This window comes from Mycetohabitans endofungorum (genome assembly GCF_037477895.1).
Classification (GTDB): Bacteria; Pseudomonadota; Gammaproteobacteria; order Burkholderiales; family Burkholderiaceae; genus Mycetohabitans.
This window is the reverse complement of the sequence record NZ_CP132744.1, coordinates 538,499-556,489: the sequence shown is the minus strand read 5'-3', so window position 1 is coordinate 556,489 and position 17,991 is coordinate 538,499. Positions and strand designations below refer to the sequence as shown.

16 protein-coding genes and 2 pseudogenes are annotated in these 17,991 nt (G+C 61.7%); 8 read left to right on the top strand and 10 right to left on the bottom strand.

All coding sequences use genetic code 11. From position 1 onward, the window contains the following. Nucleotides 1-15 precede the first annotated feature (15 nt). Nucleotides 16-948: a glycosyltransferase family 2 protein gene (locus RA167_RS02540; protein WP_076787702.1), complete on the bottom strand. Its 933-nt coding sequence runs from the start codon at nucleotides 946-948 to the stop codon at nucleotides 16-18. A gap of 722 nt (nucleotides 949-1,670) precedes the next feature. Further along, nucleotides 1,671-2,230 (bottom strand): annotated as a pseudogene (locus tag RA167_RS02535) (AzlC family ABC transporter permease); the annotation flags it as partial. A 267-nt stretch (nucleotides 2,231-2,497) separates the two neighbouring features. Here RA167_RS02535 and RA167_RS02530 point away from each other — a divergent pair. The 6 genes from RA167_RS02530 to RA167_RS02505 all read left to right on the top strand — a co-directional run bounded on the left by RA167_RS02530 (nucleotide 2,498) and on the right by RA167_RS02505 (nucleotide 6,968). Then, nucleotides 2,498-3,418: a branched-chain amino acid transaminase gene (locus RA167_RS02530; protein ID WP_076786150.1), complete on the top strand. Its 921-nt coding sequence runs from the start codon at nucleotides 2,498-2,500 to the stop codon at nucleotides 3,416-3,418. 31 nt (nucleotides 3,419-3,449) lie between these two features. Beyond that, nucleotides 3,450-3,644, top strand: coding sequence for a zinc-finger domain-containing protein (locus tag RA167_RS02525; protein ID WP_076786149.1), 195 nt, complete (start codon nucleotides 3,450-3,452; stop codon nucleotides 3,642-3,644). A gap of 165 nt (nucleotides 3,645-3,809) precedes the next feature. Then, nucleotides 3,810-4,835, top strand: a complete 1,026-nt coding sequence (waaF, locus tag RA167_RS02520; RefSeq protein ID WP_076786148.1) for a lipopolysaccharide heptosyltransferase II — start codon at nucleotides 3,810-3,812, stop codon at nucleotides 4,833-4,835. A 74-nt stretch (nucleotides 4,836-4,909) separates the two neighbouring features. After that, nucleotides 4,910-5,356: a nuclear transport factor 2 family protein gene (locus RA167_RS02515; RefSeq protein ID WP_076786147.1), complete on the top strand. Its 447-nt coding sequence runs from the start codon at nucleotides 4,910-4,912 to the stop codon at nucleotides 5,354-5,356. Further along, entirely contained in the window at nucleotides 5,334-6,347 is a 1,014-nt protein-coding gene (locus RA167_RS02510) for a hydrolase (protein ID WP_076786146.1), read from the top strand. The genes RA167_RS02515 and RA167_RS02510 overlap by 23 nt, the downstream gene beginning before the upstream one ends. A gap of 6 nt (nucleotides 6,348-6,353) precedes the next feature. Beyond that, the gene (locus tag RA167_RS02505; protein ID WP_076786145.1) at nucleotides 6,354-6,968 is read left to right on the top strand and encodes a DUF2946 family protein; all 615 of its coding nucleotides are present in this window, start codon (nucleotides 6,354-6,356) and stop codon (nucleotides 6,966-6,968) included. 35 nt (nucleotides 6,969-7,003) lie between these two features. Here RA167_RS02505 and RA167_RS02500 read toward each other — a convergent pair whose 3' ends face one another. Then, nucleotides 7,004-8,740 (bottom strand): M48 family metalloprotease, encoded by a 1,737-nt coding sequence (locus tag RA167_RS02500; RefSeq protein WP_076786144.1) that lies wholly within the window; start codon nucleotides 8,738-8,740, stop codon nucleotides 7,004-7,006. A 267-nt stretch (nucleotides 8,741-9,007) separates the two neighbouring features. Here RA167_RS02500 and moaC point away from each other — a divergent pair, with 267 nt between their 5' ends. Beyond that, nucleotides 9,008-9,487 (top strand): cyclic pyranopterin monophosphate synthase MoaC, encoded by a 480-nt coding sequence (gene moaC, locus RA167_RS02495; protein WP_076786143.1) that lies wholly within the window; start codon nucleotides 9,008-9,010, stop codon nucleotides 9,485-9,487. Between the two features lie 63 nt (nucleotides 9,488-9,550). Here the strand turns inward: moaC and RA167_RS02490 are convergent, their stop codons facing one another. Then, nucleotides 9,551-11,356 (bottom strand): PglL family O-oligosaccharyltransferase, encoded by a 1,806-nt coding sequence (locus RA167_RS02490; protein WP_076786142.1) that lies wholly within the window; start codon nucleotides 11,354-11,356, stop codon nucleotides 9,551-9,553. Between the two features lie 160 nt (nucleotides 11,357-11,516). Here RA167_RS02490 and RA167_RS02485 point away from each other — a divergent pair, with 160 nt between their 5' ends. Next, nucleotides 11,517-12,095, top strand: a complete 579-nt coding sequence (locus tag RA167_RS02485; RefSeq protein WP_076786141.1) for a pilin — start codon at nucleotides 11,517-11,519, stop codon at nucleotides 12,093-12,095. Nucleotides 12,096-12,346: 251 nt separating this feature from the next. On the opposite strand, the gene RA167_RS02480 is transcribed toward RA167_RS02485, so the two are convergent. The 6 genes and pseudogenes from RA167_RS02480 to recA all read right to left on the bottom strand — a co-directional run bounded on the left by RA167_RS02480 (nucleotide 12,347) and on the right by recA (nucleotide 17,752). After that, nucleotides 12,347-13,060, bottom strand: coding sequence for a TerC family protein (locus RA167_RS02480; protein WP_076786140.1), 714 nt, complete (start codon nucleotides 13,058-13,060; stop codon nucleotides 12,347-12,349). A gap of 186 nt (nucleotides 13,061-13,246) precedes the next feature. Then, nucleotides 13,247-14,128 (bottom strand): succinate--CoA ligase subunit alpha, encoded by an 882-nt coding sequence (sucD, locus tag RA167_RS02475; protein ID WP_041754466.1) that lies wholly within the window; start codon nucleotides 14,126-14,128, stop codon nucleotides 13,247-13,249. 86 nt (nucleotides 14,129-14,214) lie between these two features. Beyond that, nucleotides 14,215-15,381 carry an ADP-forming succinate--CoA ligase subunit beta gene (sucC, locus tag RA167_RS02470; RefSeq protein WP_076786139.1) on the bottom strand — a complete coding sequence of 389 codons (1,167 nt, stop codon included), beginning with the start codon at nucleotides 15,379-15,381 and terminating at the stop codon, nucleotides 14,215-14,217. 11 nt (nucleotides 15,382-15,392) lie between these two features. Continuing rightward, entirely contained in the window at nucleotides 15,393-16,046 is a 654-nt protein-coding gene (locus RA167_RS02465; RefSeq protein WP_076786138.1) for a DUF2889 domain-containing protein, read from the bottom strand. 158 nt (nucleotides 16,047-16,204) lie between these two features. Next, nucleotides 16,205-16,672, bottom strand: a pseudogene (gene recX, locus RA167_RS02460) (recombination regulator RecX); the annotation flags it as partial. 15 nt (nucleotides 16,673-16,687) lie between these two features. Then, on the bottom strand, nucleotides 16,688-17,752 hold the full coding sequence (gene recA, locus RA167_RS02455; protein ID WP_076786136.1) for a recombinase RecA: 1,065 nt from the start codon (nucleotides 17,750-17,752) through the stop codon (nucleotides 16,688-16,690). Nucleotides 17,753-17,991: the final 239 nt, after the last annotated feature.

The following is a 17,991-nucleotide window of genomic DNA, read 5'->3' as shown; positions in this document are numbered from 1 at the left end:
ATAAACCATGCACGCTTAACGATATATTTTCCGGACAATATATGCAGGCCTTCTTTTGGCTTCCATATATATGCGTCCCACGTACTCGCCTATCATACCAATCCCTATCAATTGGACCCCACCCAGAAAAAGCACGACAGTAATGATCGATGCATAGCCCGGCACATCGACTCCCCGCAACAGCGTGCGCATAATTAAATATGTGGCATAAAAAAGGGCCAGCCCTGCAACAGTGCCACCAATATACGTCCACATCCGCAACGGTAACGTTCCAAAACTGGTCAGTCCTTCGAGAGCCAAATTCCACAACTTCCAGGCAGAAAACTTTGATTTGCCGCCCGCCCTTGAGTGACGAACATAGTCAACCACACTCGTGCGGAACCCAACCCATGCAAACAATCCCTTCATAAACCGCCGGTTTTCAGGCAATCGCTTCAGCGCTTCCACTACATTGCGGGACATCAACCTGAAGTCACCCGTATTTTCGGGAATTGCTGTGTCGGAGATTGCATTATGTAGTCGATAAAAAAGCTTGGCGGCCCCTCGTTTGGCATAGGTATCTGTGTGCCGCTTCACACGTCTGGCCAATACCACATCGAAACCCTCCCGCCATCGCGCCACCAACTGGTGAATAACCTCCGGCGGATCTTGCAGATCCGCGTCAAACGGGATGACCGCCGCGCCTCGAGCCTCATGGATACCGGCTGTTAAAGCCGCCTCCTTGCCAAAATTGCGCGACAATTCAACGATACAAATGTGCTGATCGCTCGCGCGCGCAGTCAACAGTTTCTGCTGTGTAGAATCGATACTACCATCGTTGACACAAATAACTTCATAGTGCGCTTTGGGCAGGCTGCGCAGCACCGGCAAGACGGCGCGAAAGAACGGTTCGACCACCAGCTCTTCGTTGTAAAACGGCACAACGAGCGAAACCAAAGGGTACTTCATAGCCACCTGAGATTCGGCATCCTCTTCTACGCTGCTGCCCGCCGGCGCCAAGCCATGTCGAACATGGCAACAATGTGGACAGACACACTGCACTGCCGCGGGCAAGCCATTTAGCGACGGATTGCCGCCATACTGCCTGTCACCAGCAGCGTCACACTGCCACGAAGTTTCATCGATGGGAGCGGTAACCCGTTGCAATACGTACTCTCCAAGCCTATTCTATTATTCAAAAAAGCCTAACAACATGCACCGGACACGGGGATTAACCGGCAAAAGCGACGCACATTCCCGCGCTCATTAGATTGTCAAGCAACTATAGCCGACACTTAAAAAACCGACACTTAAAAATAGTGTGTCACCCAACGATCGGGAGCATGTTACCTGGCCAACAGGTAGCTTCCCTATAACCTTTTATGCCAGGGTTACAAATATGGACTGTCCGCTCCCCCGGACTGTTAGCCACACCCGTTTACCGGCGCGCAAGCCTTACCATCAAAGCCGATGCACTGACCGCCCAGCATCGCATGGTCGCTTTACCGCACGCGCAACTAGTAGAACAACCAATCGTTTAGTGTAAGGGGCTGCGAACCGTATGATGCATGTCGCCCCAGTCGATTAAAATATTATCGCACAAGGTACACGACACTCCAGCAACAACGTCCGCTTACCAGCTCTACACAACATTTTGCCGAACAAATCAGTTACTGGCGGATTCTGACAACAATCGCCGACACCATGATCGGCACCAGCGCCAGCGTGCCGACCAGAGGCTCAATCCCCAATCGCCTGGGAAAAGGCGTGCGGACAGGATGCCGACGATCGACGATGTCTGCCACTGGACCCAGCTCGATGCCGCCATGCCCTAGAAAAACGGCTCTTTCCCGAGTTCATAGCCCGGCTTGAATCCGCGTGCCTGAAACAGCAGGTAAATCACGTCGCCGTTGAAATAGCCCACCAGCAGACGGCGCGGCCTTGACAGGTACGAAAAATGGGCGCCAGGCCGGCGCTAAACACGATGAACCGCGTATTGGCCATCGCCGCGGTCAGCAGCACGGTCCACATCAGCAGCTTCGCGGCGAGCAGCGGCAACACGGCTAGTTGCGAGGAACCAGCATACACGAGCAGCGACATCCCGAGGGCTTGCGGCACGGTCAGCACCGACTTGCTCATCGCGATGCCGGTCACTAGCCCCCCAGGAGAACATCGCGGCAACGGTCAGCGCATAGGTGCGCACGCCATCGACAAAGGCGCGGTGATCGACATCGGACAAACGCTGGAACATGGCGGCAACGGTCAATTTTGCGCTGTACTCGGCCTCGCTTGCGATGAATAAGGCGTACCGCAAGGAGGAATTTACGATCAACTGACGGATCCCGAAACGCCGGCGTGTGCCGCGCGCGGCCCGCCGCGAGAAATGACGGCGGGCCGCTGCAAGCTGTACGCCGTATGCGCGTCGGGGTTCGAATTGGCGCTAAAATAACGTCCTTTGGCTGAGCCGTTGCACGTTCCGTGCGGGCGGCCAATGACAGACACCGCGAGGAGAATCCCTATGTCAATGGCCGACCGCGATGGCAAGATCTGGATGGACGGCAAGCTGATCGACTGGCGCGACGCGAAGATCCATGTGCTGACGCACACGCTGCACTACGGAATGGGCGTATTCGAAGGGGTGCGCGCGTACCAGACCTGCGAGGGCACCGCGATCTTCCGGTTGAAGGAGCATACGAGGCGCCTGTTCAACTCGGCAAAGATCTTCCAAATGGACGTGCCGTTCGACCAGGAAACGATTATCGCCGCGCAGCGCGACGTCGTGCGGGAAAACAAACTCCAGTCGTGTTACCTGCGCCCGATCATCTGGGTCGGCTCCGAGAAGCTCGGCGTGTCGGCAACAGGCAACACGATCCATGTCGCAATCGCAGCATGGCCGTGGGGCGCCTACCTCGGCGACGAAGGGCTGTCCAACGGCATTCGCGTGAAGACCTCATCGTTCACGCGCCACCACGTCAACGTGTCGATGGTGCGCGCCAAGGCGTCGGGCTGGTACGTGAACTCGATCCTCGCCAACCAGGAGGCGATCGCCGACGGCTACGACGAGGCGCTGCTGCTGGATGTGGACGGCTACGTGTCCGAGGGCTCCGGCGAGAACTTCTTCCTCGTCAACAATGGCAAGCTGTATACGCCGGACCTGTCGTCGTGCCTAGACGGCATCACGCGCGACACGATCATCACGCTGGCGAAAGACTTCGGCATCGAAGTCATTGAGAAGCGCATCACGCGGGACGAGGTGTATACCGCAGACGAGGCGTTCTTCACCGGAACCGCGGCCGAAGTCACGCCAATCCGCGAACTGGATAACCGCCCGATCGGCGCCGGCCGCCGCGGCCCGGTCACCGAAAAGCTCCAATCTGCATTCTTCGATATCGTGTCGGGGAAAAACAAACAGTACGCGCACTGGCTGACCCAGATCTGAACCTGCCTCTTTGAAACCCAAGATCGACCCTATGAGCGAACTGAAGGAAATGCCGCTGATTGAACTCAGCGCGAAGGACGTCCCCGCCTATTGCCCAAACCCGGCGATGCCTCGCTGGAGCGCGCATCCGCGTATCTTCATCGACGTCACGCACGGCGAGGCCCGGTGCCCTTACTGCGGCACGCGCTACAAGCTGCGCGACGGCGAGGTGCTCAAGGGCCATTGAGTCCAGCGCCACGCACCGGCGCAGGCTGGTCGTGAAAGCTGTCACACCACGGTGCGACAGCTTTCGCGCGCAGCGTCTCCGTGCTGCCTCCCCCGTAATCGACCCGCTTCCGGCGCCCCAGGCGAGAGCCGGCCGAAGCGCTTTTTGACTGGAATTTCTGACCTGATGCGCCGTGCGCTCATAATCGCGCCCAATTGGATTGGCGACGCGTTGATGGCTCAGCCATTGTTCGCGCTAATCAAGCGGCTGCACCCGCGGATCGTCCTCGATGCCGTCGCGCCCGCGTGGGTGGCGCCGGTGCTCGCGCGAATGCCGGAGATCCGCGAGATCCATTCGACTGATCTTGAACACGGCAAGCTGCAGCTATGGCAGCGGTGGCAATTGGCCAGCGACCTGCGTGAAGCCGGCTATGACGCAGCCTACGTGTTACCGAACTCGCTGAAATCGGCACTGATTCCATGGCTTGCCGGCATCCCGCTGCGCATCGGCTATACCGGCGAGAGCCGCTATATGCTGCTGAACGTGCGGCATCCGAATCCGCCGAAGGGCGAGCGAGCGCCGATGGTGCCGCATTACGCGGCGCTCGCCTACGCGCCGGGCGCCAAGCTGCCGGCCGACTTGCCGCCGCCGCGGCTGGAAATTGACTTGAACGAGCCGGTGCGCGTGTCACACCGGTTTAATCTCGACACGCGGGTGCCACTGATCGCGTTCTGTCCCGGCGCCGAATACGGGCCGGCCAAGCGCTGGCCGCCGGAGCACTTCGCGGCGCTGGCTCGGATGATCGGCCAGTCATTTCCGTACACGCAGATCGTCGCACTGGGCTCGCCCAAGGACAGCGCGGTCGCTCAGGCCATCGCGGAACGCGCCCCGAACGTGCGCAACCTGTGCGGCCAAACGTCGCTTGGCGAAGCCTGTGCACTGATCACGCGCGCGAGCGCGGTGGTGACCAACGATTCCGGCTTGATGCATGTGGCCGCGGCATTGCGCCGACCGCTCGTCGCGCTCTACGGATCGACCGACCCGCGACATACCCCCCCCCTGTCCGAGCTTGCGAAGGTACAATGGCTGCATCTCGAGTGCAGCCCGTGCTTCGCGCGCGAGTGCCCGCTCGGTCACCTGAAGTGCCTGCGCGAGCTGTCTGCCGAACAGGTGTTCGGCGACCTGCGCGGGATGCTGATCGCCAACCGCTGAGCTGTGTCGGGGCGCGCCACGCTTGCCGCGCAAAACGAGCGCCCCGCCAGAACCGAACCTATCATCGACGCGCCATGCCACGTTTCGCCCGCCTTTTCGACGCCGCCGCCGACGCGCTCAACGCGTACTACCAAGCTATTGCCGACGCGAACCTGGATCATGCGATGAGCCTGTGGATTGACGAGGAATTCGCCAGCTGCATCTGCGCGGACGGCACGCACATGCACGGCCTTGGCGAAATCCGCGGTGGGCTGGCGAAGCAGTTCGAAGCGGCACGCGTGACGATCGAGCCGGTCGACATCCGCATACACGACAGCCTGAGCACCGTGGTCTACGCAATCGCTGAGGCACACCGTCCGGTCGACCAGACCGAGCCCGCGACGATGGTGTTCTCGACCTACGTGCTCGTGCATGAGCGCGGCGAATGGCGGATCGCCCATATCCACGCGAGCCCGATGCCGGACAAGGCTGCCGGCCAGTTCGCCGCGAAGATGCGCCATGGACAGGGTTCGCTACACTGAACGCTCGTCAGGCGCGGCCCACATCGATTTGATCTACCGGCCGCCCCGCTGGCTACCCAATGCTCATATCCAAACGATCGTGCCGGCGCTGCTCGCACGCGCGCCACGAGTCGCCTACCGGCGCGAGCGATGGACCACACCAGATGGCGATTTCATCGAGTTGGATTGGCTTGATACCGCCGGGCAGGCGTCAGATGCGCCGCTCGTCGTGCTGTTCCACGGCCTGGAGGGCAGTTCTGACAGCCATTACGCACGCACATTGATGACGGCCGTCGCACTGCAGGGCTGGCGCGGCGTGGTCCCGCATTTCCGCAGCTGCAGCGGCCCGATCAATCTGGCGCCGCGTTTCTACCATCTGGGCGACAGCGCCGAAATGGACTGGATTCTGCACCGCCTGCACGACGCGCACGCGGGCCCGCTGCTCGTTGCCGGCGTGTCGCTGGGCGGCAACGTGCTGCTGCGCTGGCTCGGCGAACGGCGTGAGGACGCTGGCAGACTGGTCGATGCTGCGGCTGCCATCAGTGCGCCGCTGGACCCGAGCGTAGGCGGCGTTGCGCTGTCCAGCGGCTTCAACCTCCTGTACACGCGTAATTTCCTACGCACGCTCAAGCGCAAGGCCGTCATCAAGGCGCAACAATACCCTGGCTTGTTCGACGTCACCGCCGCGCTGCAGGCGCGCGACTTCCGGGCGTTCGACGATATCGTCACCGCCCCGCTGCACGGCTTTGGGGACGTGGACGACTACTGGAAGCGCTCGGCGTCTAAGCCGCTGCTGTGCGAAATCACAGTGCCAACGCTGCTGCTCAACGCGCGCAACGACCCATTCCTGCCCGCGCATGCGCTACCGGCAGCGCGCGACGTGTCGGCGGCCGTCGAACTGGCGCAACCCGAATACGGCGGCCATGTCGGTTTCATGACGGGACCGTTCCCAGGACGCATCGAGTGGCTGGCACGGCGCGTGCTGAGCTACTTCCAACCCTACGCTCGGTGACTCGCGATGGATGACATCGTCAAGAAAGCACTGGCCAAATGGCCCAACGTCCCACACTGCACCGGCTGGCTGCTGCTGGACAGACGCGGCAACTGGCGCATGCGCGATGAGGCGGCACAGGCGGGCGGCGAGCCGAGCATGCCGATCCGGCACCCGGCGCTGCTCGGCTTCATCAATCGCAACTACCAAGGCGACAAAGACGGCCAGTGGTACTTCCAGAACGGGCCGCAGCGAGTCTACGTCGAACTGGCGTACACGCCGTACGTCGTCAGGATGTCCAAGAACGAGGATTTGTCTGAAGCATTGCACGGTGACGTCCTGACGCTGTGCGACCATACCGGGGCACCGTTCGTGCCTTGCGCGTGCTACCTCGACGATGCCGGCGGCGTATTGTTCGTCGATGATGGCGCGCCGGCCCGGGTCGCGGTATTGCACGATCACGACCTAGCGCTCTTCTCCGAGCACATCGATTTCGATGACGACGGGCAGCCGCATACGTTCGTCTGGCGTCCGCATGTGCCGTTGCGGATCCAGCCCATTGACCGCGTTGATGTGCCGGTGCGCTTTCATTTCGAGCCTAGCCCCGCCGCCGTCGCGGCAGCGCGCATGCCAACTCCGTAGCGTGAGCGTGCGGCACGACGGCCCCCGTGGACCCGCTATCCGCGATGCTTGTCGTCGTCCCGCTCTTCCCGATAGCGCTCCTCGAATTCCCGCAGCCGCGCGGCGATCGCCGACATGTCGTAGTATGACGCACCGCGCGTATCGCGCGCCTGCCTGAGCTGGCGGATCGCCGATGGCCACGCGCCGTCGAGCGCCAACGTCTCTGCTTGCGCGCGGCGCTGCTGGACCGTGTCATCCAGTGCGGCACTCGCTTGCGCCAGATAGCTCCACCATTCGCTGCGCTGCGGCTCCGCGGCTGCCTGCGCTCGTGCCAGCGCCTGCGCATCGGCGTACCGGCGTGCGGCGATCATCGCCTGCAAATACGCGTCGATCGCCGCGTGCGAAGCCGGATTGCGGCGCCGCGCCAGTTGGGCATCGCGCAACGCATCGTCCAGCCGTCCGGCGCGGCGGGCGATTTCCGAGCCCAGCACATCCAGGCTGACCGTGGACGGCATGCCATCCAACTGCGCCGACTGCAATGCGCCGAATGCCGCCCGCGCGCGCCGCAACGAAGCCTGCGCGGCCGCATAGTGCGCTTGCAGCATTTGCGCCAGCGCAATGCCATACCAGTTCGCCGCCACACTCGGCGCGGTCTGGTCATCGATCTCCGCCCGCAGGCGCTGCTCGATATCCGCAAGGTCGCTTGCCGACTTGTTCTGCAACACCCGCACGCGTGCCCGCACGAATACGTACTCTGGCGACTGCCGCGGCTGGCGATACGCTGCATTGCGGGCCCGGTCTGCCATATCGGCGATCCGCTCCCCGGTCAGGGGGTGCGTTCGCGCATAGGGCGGCACGCCAACATTCGCGACCGTACCCCGCTCCATGCGCTCGAAGAATGATGGCATTCCATACGGATCAAAGCCCGCGCTTTCCAGCATCATAAAGCCGACGCGATCCGCCTCGCGCTCGGCGGTGCGTGAAAACCGCAACTGATTGTCGATGGCGAACGCCTGTCCGCCGATCGCCACCGCCGAACCCAGATCCGCGCTGTGAGCCAACGCGCCAGCAAGCAAGCCAAACAGCATGCCGGCGATCGCCGCATAGCTGTTGCGCTCGCTGACCGTGATCATTCGCGCGATATGCCGTTGCAGCACGTGACCCATCTCGTGGCCGACTACCGACGCCAGCTCCGATTCGGTGCGTGTCGCGACGATCAAGCCCGTATTCATCCCGATGAAGCCGCCCGGCATCGAGAACGCATTGATCTGCATATCGCGCACTGAGAACAGGTCGAAATCCGGCACGTAGCCACCAATGTAGCGCTCGCGGGCCGCGGCCGCGAGACGTGAGGCGACCGAGTTCAAATAGTCCCGCACCAGCCAGTCGTCCAGGTAATCGGGATCATGCCGCACCGCACGCATCACCCGCTCGCCAAGCTTGCGCTCCGCCTGCGGCGACAACGAGCCGCCTGAGCCGTCGCCAAGGCTGGGCAGCGAGTGCCCGTCCGGTCCATGGGACGCATCGGTGAACCTCGACGTACCCGGACGCTCGATGCTGCTCGCATTGCCGCGATACACGCCGAAGACATCGCTCAGCGAATCGGAATAGCGCGGATCATATTGCCCAACATCCCGGCCCGTTGCGCTGACCACCGGAATCGCCGGCGTGCCGGTAGACACCCGCACGCCGGCCTGCACGGTGTCGGGCGCGCCGGATAGCTGGGCGCTTGGCAGCCGCGGCCAAACCAGCGCAACAATGACGGACAACGCAATAAGACGTTTGATTTGCATGACTCGGTCAGGACATCCCGGCACACGACTGTGCAACGGCAGCACCCGTTCAGCCACCGCACCACCGTGAGTACACGTAGGCGTGGGCGCCGCAGTGCTCGTACGCGCCCACGCGTGCCACTGCTATGATACCGGGATGGCTGCGGGCCTCGGTGAATCGCTATTGCACGCTGATGCGCCGCGGACCGGACCAGCCTCCCGCGGACCGGCAAGCCCCCGCAAGCTGCACACCGCCGCTTCCGGCAACGATATCGTGCCATCACTATCATGTCAGAACTTACCCATTTCGATGCATCCGGCCAGGCGCAGATGGTCAACGTCGGCGACAAAGATGCAACCCGCCGTGTCGCGATTGCGCGTGGCACGATCGCGATGCGCGCCGAAACACTGGCGCTCATCCGCGAGGGCCGCGCCGCCAAGGGCGATGTGCTCGGCGTCGCGCGTATCGCGGCGATCCAAGGCGCCAAGCGCACATCCGACTTGATTCCCCTGTGCCACCCGCTCGCGCTGACCCGCGTGAGCGTCGATTTCACCCTAGACGAAATGCCAGCGGCCGTGCACTGCACCATCCGCGTCGAGACGATCGGCCGCACCGGCGTCGAAATGGAAGCGCTCACGGCGGTGCAGATCGGCCTGCTGACCGTCTACGACATGTGCAAGGCCGTGGATCGCGGCATGACGATTACCGATGTAAAGCTGCTCGAGAAACACGGCGGCAAGTCCGGGGATTGGGTAGCGGGGGAATAGGTACGGCCGGAACCATGGGGGTTACCCACGGGTCCCGCGCTAGATTAAAACCGGCGAAGCCGATCATTCCCCATCGTCTTCGTCGTCCTCCGGCGGCGCCACCGGCACGATCCCATAGCGGGCGACAAGCGTCTGCTTGAATGGCGCAAGCACACTGCCGGCATCGTCACACGCGCGATATACCGCAGCAAGCTGCATCGGCCAATCCTTCAACATGTCCGCAAACACTTTCAGCCGACGCATGGTTTGCAACGCGCCATCGGTATCGCCAGCGATCGCCTGCAGCACCGCGTACCGCCGCACCACGGTTTCTCCAGGCAATAGGGCCATCGCCTGGCGGTGCATCGCCAGCTTCTTGTCGAGATCGGTCTTATCCAATGGCAACAATGTCGCGAAACCATATTCGCCCCATGCGGAAAACAGCACCGCCGGATCGGCCCGGTATTGCTCATAGGGGTTAGAACCGTAGTACAGCACTTCGGAGCGCGCATAGTCGCGCTGGATTGGGTACAACGCGACGAGGCCGGCAAGTACCAGCGCGCCCTGCCCTCCCCGAGCGGCTGCGGGTGCCGCCCGCAGCGGTGCAGTCTCCAGCAGTCCAATCACGAACCACGCCGGCAGTAGGAAGAACATGTACTGCTGTGGATACTCGACCAGCGCGTGCATCAACAGGATGCCGATCAGCGCGATGCCGAATACCCGTTCGACCCGCTCGCCACCACGCAGAACGCGCACGAACCACAACAGCAGTCCCACCACGACGATCGTCAATCCGAGTACACCGGTCTTGGCCAGCAGGTCGATCACGATGTTATGGGAATTGTTCGCAATCTCGACGTTGCCGAGCTTGTTGACGAGTTCATATTGAATGCGTGGAAATTCGCCCCAGCCAACGCCGAACCATGGGTGCATCTCGAACATCGCGAGCCCGTATTTCCAGAGCGCCAACCGCGGCGCAATCTGGCCGGCATCCTGAAACCGTTCGGCAGCGGACTGACCCAGATTCAGGCCGAAAGACACATTGGCCCAGCGCGTCGCGATATTGACGGCGACGAAAATGACCAGCAGCAACACCGGCGTCGCCCAGTCGCGCAGCGAACGCCGGGTGTCGTGGCGTCCGCCATAGGACGTTACGCGATTGCGATGCGCCTCGAACGCCATCCATACTCCCGCCAGCACGATGACGCCGGTCTGCAACCAAGGGCCACGCGAGACCGTCAATGCCTGACCGGCGGTATAGACCACCGACAACATGATCCATACTGGGTAACGTAACCGTCGCTGCTGAACCAGATACAGCGCCGCGGCCAGCGCAAACGCGATGTACGTGGCCAAATGGTTCGCCTGCGCCATGTTGCCGAACGGCCGCCGCCCTATCTGCACGTTGTAGCTGACCACGAAGGGCGCCACGCGGTTTTCCAAATGAAACAATTGGACGAATTGACAAAACACCGCGAATACGCCACCTGCCAGCAGCGCGTACGCCATCACATTGAACGCGCGTTGCATCGAACCCAGGCGACTGACCCAGTACCCCGTCTGCGTCGCCATCAACGCGGCGAGCAGAAACCCGCCACCGAGCAGATTCATCGATGGCTGAACGGTATCGATGATGAACGGCTGCGCGAATAACAACGCGCCGAACAGCAGCGGCACGAGCGCCACCCGCGGCGCACCGATCGCCGCGCGCTCGCCGGACACAAACCCCCATGCGAAGACCGATCCCCCGACCAGCAAGTACAACGCAAGCGCCAAGTACTCGGCGTAGAAGGTCGGAATCGGATACGTATGTAACGTGACCGCGTACGGCAGGATCCAGGCCAGGATAAGAAAGACAAACGTCAGCAATTGCGGCAACGATACGGGCATGGCGGATCGGACTCGAGGAAACCGGCGCACTATACAAAAATTCCGCACCGCTGTGGCGATGCATTGGCTATTTAGCTGACTGCAGCTGACTCGTCCTGTTGCGCAGAATGCCTCAAACCGCATTCGATTCCCGAAGCGGCCCCTTGTGAGGAGCGCACCGATGACTGCATCGACCCGCCAGAAGCCCGACGATTCTTCCCGCACCACGGCACGGACACCGACACCGTCGTGCGCGGCATTCACGCTGGTGGAACTCATGATCGTACTGGCAATCGTTGGCGTCGTCGCGTCATTTGCGCTACCGGCGTACCGCGACTATCTGACTCGCAGCCGAGTCGGCGAGGGCCTATCGCTGGCTGCGCCGGCGCGGCTGGCCGTGGCAGAAAACGCCGTAGCGGGCGCGCAACGGCTCGGCAGCGGCTATGCACGACCGCCGGCGACGCGCAACGTGGAGTCGATTGACATCGACGACAAAACAGGGGCCATCACGATCAGCTATACATCGCTGGTCGCACCATCCGGCGAGAACACGCTCGTGCTGGTGCCGTCGACATCCGACGATCCGGACGCACCCCATGCACAAGTATCCGTCAGCAGCAACCGCAGCAGCACAGGCACACTGACCTGGGAGTGCTTCGCCGCCGGCAAGACCACTTCGTCGCTCCCGATTCCCGGGCCAGTGCCGGACCCGAGGCCGACGCTGCCGGACCGTTTTGCGCCGCCGGAGTGCCGTGCGTGAGCCTCATCCAGATTCGCGTGTCGCGGCGCATCGGCATGCTGGGCGTGGCGGCATTGCAGTGTCGCCATCGGCATACTGGGCATGGCGGCATCGCAGGACCGGTACCGGTGCACCGGACTTGCGAGCATCGCAATGCCGTAAACGAGCGCCATTGTTGCGTGATCGCCATTGGGGCCCCGCGCATGAACGACACCGGCAGCGTCGTGATGGAATGCCGGAACGCATTGGCCGTCGCGTCCCGTATCCGCGCGTCAGCGAACGCGCACCGCCGTGCCATACCGGCTACGGCGTTTCAGCCACCCACCGATCCCGATCACGGTCAGCGCACCGATAACACCGGCGACGTAGTGATACGCTTGCGTGCTATCCTCAAGCAGCCTCCCCACAAGGGGATCACCGATGATCAGGCCACCGGCAATCCAGCCGAGCAACGCGGCGCCGAATGCGACGATCGCCGGGAAACGATCCAGCAATTTGAGCACCAGCGCGCTGCCCCATACGATCAACGGCACACTCAACAGCAAGCCAAAGACCACCAGCCCCAGCCGATGCTCCGACGCAGCCGCATCGGCCACGCCGGCTATCGCGATCACGTTGTCCAGGCTCATTACGAAATCAGCAACGATGATGGTACGCACAGCCGCCCACAGCTTGTCCGCGGCCTTGACGCTGCCATGCGCATCCGGTTGCGGCCGCATCAACTTGATGCCGATCCACAGCAACAACAGGCCGCCAGTGAGCTTCAGGACTGGCACGTCGAGCAACAATACGGCGAACGAAATCAGCACGACGCGCAGCGCGATGGCGCCGACCGTGCCCCACAGCACGCCTTGCACCCGTTGCGCGGGAGAAAGATTCCGGCAGGCCAGCGCGATGATAACGGCATTGTCGCCGCCCAGCAGGATATCAATGATGACGATCTGGAGCACGGCGCTCCAGTTCAACGAGGCGAGCAATTCGAGCATGGTGGTCGGCGCAGAATGGAAAAGACCAAGCGTTTTTCAGACTCGTTGCTTATAGCAAGCGCCGAACTCGAAAGATTTTTGAAAGGATATCAAATTCCGCGCTTCACCGGCTGGAAAAAGATACGGCCGGCCACCGCATCGCGGTGGCCGGCCGTGCCGGAAGTGATGAATACGTGTCGGCGGTGCTTACAGCACCGACTTCAACAAGCGGCCCATCTCGGATGGGTTCTTCGTTACCTTGATGCCGCACGACTCCATGATCTCGAGCTTCGCTTCGGCGGTGTCGGCGCCACCCGAGATCAATGCGCCAGCGTGACCCATCCGCTTGCCCGGGGGCGCCGTCACGCCGGCGATGAAGCCCACGACCGGCTTCTTCATGTTGTCCTTGATCCAGTACGAGGCATTCGCCTCGTCCGGGCCGCCGATTTCACCGATCATGATGACCGCATCCGTATCCGGATCGTCGTTGAACATCTTCATTACGTCGATGTGCTTCAGACCGTTGATCGGGTCACCGCCGATCCCGACAGCCGACGATTGGCCCAGGCCAAGCGCAGTCAGTTGGGCAACCGCCTCATACGTCAGCGTACCCGAGCGGGAGACAACGCCGATGCGACCTTTCTTGTGGATGTGACCGGGCATGATGCCGATCTTCAGCTCGTCGGGTGTGATCACACCCGGGCAGTTCGGCCCGAGCAACAACGTCTTGCGGTTCTCGCGGCGCATCCGGTCGCGCACCTCGATCATGTCCCGAACCGGAATGCCTTCGGTGATGCAGATCGCCAGGTCCAGATCGGCTTCGACGGCTTCCCAAATTGCCGCAGCGGCGCCGGCCGGCGGCACATAGATCACCGACACGGTCGCACCGGTCTGCGCCTTGGCTTCCTTGACGCTGCCGAAAATCGGAATGCCCTCGAAATCCTCGCCGGCTTTCTTCGGATTTACACCCGCGACATAGGCAGCGCGGCCATTCGCGTACTCGCGGCAGGCGCGCGTGTGGAACTGGCCAGTCTTGCCGGTAATACCCTGCGTGATGACCTTCGTATCTTTGTTGATCAGAATCGACATGTAATGACCTCTTTCGTTCGGCGTCGCAGCTCGCGCAGGCGCGGTGGCAACGACACCATGCGTATCCTCGAAGTGAGCGCGGCGGCTTACTTGCCTTCGGCTGCGGCGACGACCTTCTGCGCGGCTTCTTCCATGCTGTCCGCGGAAATGATCGGCAACCCGGAGTCGGCGAGCATCTTCTTGCCGAGGTCCTCGTTAGTGCCCTTCATTCGCACGACCAGCGGGACTTGTAGGTGCACCGCCTTCGATGCCGCGATCACGCCCTCGGCGATCACATCGCAACGCATGATCCCACCGAAGATGTTCACAAGGATGGCCTTCAAGTTCGGGTTCTTCAGCATCAGCTTGAACGCTTCGGTTACCTTCTCGGTCGTCGCACCACCGCCGACATCGAGGAAGTTCGCCGGTTCGCCACCGAACAACTTGATCGTATCCATCGTCGCCATCGCCAAGCCGGCGCCATTGACCAGACAGCCGATGTTGCCATCCAGGGAGATGTACGCAAGATCGAACTTTGACGCCTCGATTTCAGCCGGATCCTCTTCGTCAAGATCACGGTATGCAACGATCTCCGAGTGACGGAACAGCGCGTTCGAATCGAAGTTGAACTTTGCGTCCAACGCGATTACCTTGCCGTCGCCGGTCAGGATCAACGGGTTGATTTCAGCCAGCGATGCGTCCGTTTCCCAGAACGCCTTGTACAGTCCATGCAGGTTTGCACGAGCCTGTGCGAGCGATGTATCCGGCACGCCGATTTTCTTAGCGATCTCGTCTGCTTCAGCGTCCTGCAAGCCCTTAGCCGGATCGACCGCAACCTTGTGGATCAACTCGGGCGTCTTCGCAGCCACTTCCTCGATGTCCATGCCGCCTTCGCTGGAGGCCATCAGCACGACTTTTTGCGAGATACGGTCGACGACGAGGCCAACATACAGTTCCTTCTTGATGTCCGCGCCTTCTTCGATCAGCAGCCGGTTGACCTTTTGCCCTTCGGGGCCGGTCTGGTGCGTCTTGAGCTGCATGCCAAGGATCTGGTTCGAATATTCGCGCACCTGATCCAGGGATTTCGCGACCTTGACACCACCGCCTTTGCCACGGCCACCCGCATGGATCTGGGCCTTCACCACCCAGACCGGGCCGCCGAGCTCCTCGGCCACCTTGACGGCTTCGTCTACCGAAAACGCGGGCTTGCCGCGTGGCACCGTGACCCCGAATTTCCGCAGGATCTCTTTACCCTGGTACTCGTGAATCTTCATGCGTGATTCCTTCAGTCTGAGAGTTGGAATGAATATCGCTGTGTGCGGCGCTTGGCGCGGCTTCGCGCACGACGCGGCGCGGACCTCACGCGGCGCGTGGCCATACCAGCGCGGATAGCATTGCGTGACCACGAGCCGTCAAGCTTCGACGCGTGGCAGCGAACAAGCTGAAACGGCATCACATCGCCGGCTGCGTCCGTGTCTGACACGCCTGTCTGTGACACCTCGCCGTGCGACACGTCGCCGACATAAGCCTGGAGGGTTACACTCGTCGATAGCACGCGCAAATTGGTCAGATGCGCGCGGCCCGCCACCTCACCAAGACGCTCAGTAACGGCATGCCGGAGCCCACGACGCAGGTCCAACTCAATCAATGCGCGATCGCTTGGATTGACGTCTTCGCCATGCCCCAGATCAGAAACCCATTTCACCGCCAGTGACTGCGCATCGACGACATTCATCTGATGATCAATCGTCACCCGCAGCTGGAGTTTGTGGATAGGTAGCTCGGTCAGCCTAACGCCGGTTGCGAGTTGCGTGTCACGCGCGTTGCAGGCGGTCAGGCATGCTTCGATGTCCCACAGGCCGTCTCCGCGCTCGAACGCTTGCACGTCAATCGCACGGCGATGACGCGCCCGACGAGGAGCAGAGGGAGGGAGCGGCATGGAAAGGGTTGCGGCCGGATGGAAAACTCAGCGATTTTAGCATACCGGTCTGACGGCCTGACGACACCCGCGCGCCCACCCCGGAACGCACTTCACCGCCACGAACGCATAGACGGAGCACAGCATGCCACGTAGCACGACGCGGTCTACGCGGACCGTCATTCATCGCCGGCTTCGTCGTCGATCCCGCTGACAAGCCGCGAAATCACCGCGCGGGAAAAGCCGCGGGCGGCCAGGAAACGCGCCTGCTTCGCACGCTCGGCCGGCGACTGCGCGACATGGCCCTGAAATTTCTTTTGCCACACCGCTTTCGCCCGCTCCCATTCGGTTTCCCGTAATTGATTGCCGATGTCGTCCAGCAGGTCGCCATGCAACGCGTGCCGCTTCAACTCACCAACGATCCGGGCCGCGCCGAAGCGGGACGCACGGCGATGCACGACGCTTTCGGCAAACCGACTATCGGACAGCCAACCGTCCCGTTCGAGTGCATCGAGAATCGGCTCAATATTGTCGCCTTCCTGGGCGTCGCGCTTGAGCTTAGCAGCCAGTTCGGCACGGCTGTAATCTCGGCGCGACAAATACCTCAACGCGCGCCCCTTCAGGCTTGGCACGGGGCGCAGGCACTTCGTGCGCACTTCGCGTTACGCTTGTCCGCCCTCGGCGGCTACCGCGCCGGCCGGCATCGCCACGACACCGAGCGATTCACGAACGCGATTTTCGATCTCGCGCGCAAGATCCGGATTTTCACGCAGGAACTCCCGCGCATTGTCCTTGCCCTGGCCAATCTTCTCGCCGTTGTAGCTATACCAGGCACCCGCCTTCTCGACGATCTTCGCCTGGACGCCAAGATCGATGATTTCACCGTGTCGCGAAATCCCCTCGCCATACAAGATGTCGAAAATCGCCTCGCGAAACGGTGGCGACACTTTGTTTTTGACCACCTTAACCCGCGTTTCGTTACCGATGACTTCATCGTTCTTCTTAATCGAGCCGATCCGACGGATATCGAGCCGGACCGACGCGTAAAACTTCAACGCATTGCCGCCGGTGGTGGTTTCCGGGTTGCCGAACATCACACCGATCTTCATGCGAATCTGGTTAATGAAGATGACCAAGCAATTGGTCCGCTTGATCGTACCGGTCAGCTTGCGCAGCGCCTGCGACATCAGCCGCGCCTGCAAGCCGGGCAGTGAATCGCCCATTTCACCTTCGATTTCGGCTTTCGGCACGAGCGCAGCCACCGAGTCGATGACGATCATGTCGATCGACCCCGAGCGCACGAGCGCATCGGCGATTTCCAGTGCCTGCTCGCCAGTATCGGGTTGAGAAATCAGCAGTTCCGACGCGTTGACGCCCAGCTTGGACGCATACTGGACATCGAGCGCGTGTTCCGCGTCGATAAACGCGCAGGTGCCGCCGATTTTCTGCATCTCAGCGATTACTTGCAGTGTGAGCGTCGTCTTGCCGGACGATTCCGGCCCGTAAATCTCGACGACACGGCCACGCGGCAGCCCACCGACGCCTAGCGCAATGTCTAGGCCGAGCGAGCCAGTCGATACGACTTGAATGTCTTCGACTGCCTCGCCATGGCCAAGTCGCATGATCGACCCCTTACCGAACTGCTTCTCGATCTGCGACAGCGCGGCAGCCAGTGCCTTGTTCTTCTCCGCAGTCAGTCCAGCTGAGCCTTTCTTGCTTTCTTCCATGAATCGTCCTTTGCTATGATGAGCGGCAGTCCGTTACCGAGGCGGCACGCCTCGCATCGCGGCCATTCCGGCCATCTCTGGATAATACCGCTGCCCGCGCCAACGCACGGCCTCGGATACTGTATAAAAAAACAGTGTTGTTTGCAAGCGCGAAATACATGCGTCCTTTTCGCAACTAGCATGCCTGGTCCCGCCGCGTCCCTCGGAGGGTAGGGTCGATGCGTATTGCGCTGGACACC

Bases quoted from the DNA above. Each gene is read 5' to 3' on its own strand.
- RA167_RS02540 (WP_076787702.1), bottom strand. From the start codon at position 948: ATGAAGTACCCTTTGGTTTCGCTCGTTGTGCCGTTTTACAACGAAGAG.
- sucC (WP_076786139.1), bottom strand. From the start codon at position 15,381: ATGAAGATTCACGAGTACCAGGGTAAAGAGATCCTGCGGAAATTCGGG.
- RA167_RS02490 (WP_076786142.1), bottom strand. From the start codon at position 11,356: ATGCCCGTATCGTTGCCGCAATTGCTGACGTTTGTCTTTCTTATCCTG.
- RA167_RS02510 (WP_076786146.1), top strand. From the start codon at position 5,334: ATGGACAGGGTTCGCTACACTGAACGCTCGTCAGGCGCGGCCCACATC.
- recA (WP_076786136.1), bottom strand. From the start codon at position 17,752: ATGGAAGAAAGCAAGAAAGGCTCAGCTGGACTGACTGCGGAGAAGAAC.
- RA167_RS02500 (WP_076786144.1), bottom strand. From the start codon at position 8,740: ATGCAAATCAAACGTCTTATTGCGTTGTCCGTCATTGTTGCGCTGGTT.
- waaF (WP_076786148.1), top strand. From the start codon at position 3,810: ATGCGCCGTGCGCTCATAATCGCGCCCAATTGGATTGGCGACGCGTTG.
- RA167_RS02505 (WP_076786145.1), top strand. From the start codon at position 6,354: ATGGATGACATCGTCAAGAAAGCACTGGCCAAATGGCCCAACGTCCCA.
- RA167_RS02485 (WP_076786141.1), top strand. From the start codon at position 11,517: ATGACTGCATCGACCCGCCAGAAGCCCGACGATTCTTCCCGCACCACG.
- RA167_RS02525 (WP_076786149.1), top strand. From the start codon at position 3,450: ATGAGCGAACTGAAGGAAATGCCGCTGATTGAACTCAGCGCGAAGGAC.
- RA167_RS02530 (WP_076786150.1), top strand. From the start codon at position 2,498: ATGTCAATGGCCGACCGCGATGGCAAGATCTGGATGGACGGCAAGCTG.
- RA167_RS02515 (WP_076786147.1), top strand. From the start codon at position 4,910: ATGCCACGTTTCGCCCGCCTTTTCGACGCCGCCGCCGACGCGCTCAAC.
- RA167_RS02465 (WP_076786138.1), bottom strand. From the start codon at position 16,046: ATGCCGCTCCCTCCCTCTGCTCCTCGTCGGGCGCGTCATCGCCGTGCG.
- moaC (WP_076786143.1), top strand. From the start codon at position 9,008: ATGTCAGAACTTACCCATTTCGATGCATCCGGCCAGGCGCAGATGGTC.
- sucD (WP_041754466.1), bottom strand. From the start codon at position 14,128: ATGTCGATTCTGATCAACAAAGATACGAAGGTCATCACGCAGGGTATT.
- RA167_RS02480 (WP_076786140.1), bottom strand. From the start codon at position 13,060: ATGCTCGAATTGCTCGCCTCGTTGAACTGGAGCGCCGTGCTCCAGATC.